The sequence below is a fragment of the Paenarthrobacter aurescens genome (genome assembly GCF_025421775.1).
Lineage (GTDB): Bacteria > Actinomycetota > Actinomycetes > Actinomycetales > Micrococcaceae > Arthrobacter > Arthrobacter aurescens_B.
On the sequence record NZ_JAOEFX010000435.1, the window covers coordinates 1 to 259 of the forward strand.

Sequence of the window (259 nt, forward strand, 5' to 3'; positions counted from 1 at the left end):
TTTCATGGCGACCTCCTTGGTCATTCGCACCGGCCTTTCCGGTGACGTCGTGTACCCCGCAACGGGTCGGGGATTCGAGGGTGCGAAACGTAGTCATGAGGCGACCCCCGCCATGATCAATAGCGGTGGGGTGATAAGCACCAAGCCCAAAACAAGGACGGGGATGACCATCCATATCGTCAAGGATTCCGAGGCCGTCTGGGCCTCGGCTTTCTCCTGATTGAGGTGAGCGTCCCTCATCTCATGGACTCGGGCGCGC

At 59.8% G+C, this 259-nt stretch carries 1 protein-coding gene; it reads left to right on the forward strand.

Annotated features, from left to right (window positions below):
• Positions 1 to 220: hypothetical protein (locus N7568_RS24260; RefSeq protein WP_261612231.1), on the forward strand; the 220-nt coding region annotated here is incomplete at its 5' end.
• Positions 221 to 259: the final 39 nt, after the last annotated feature.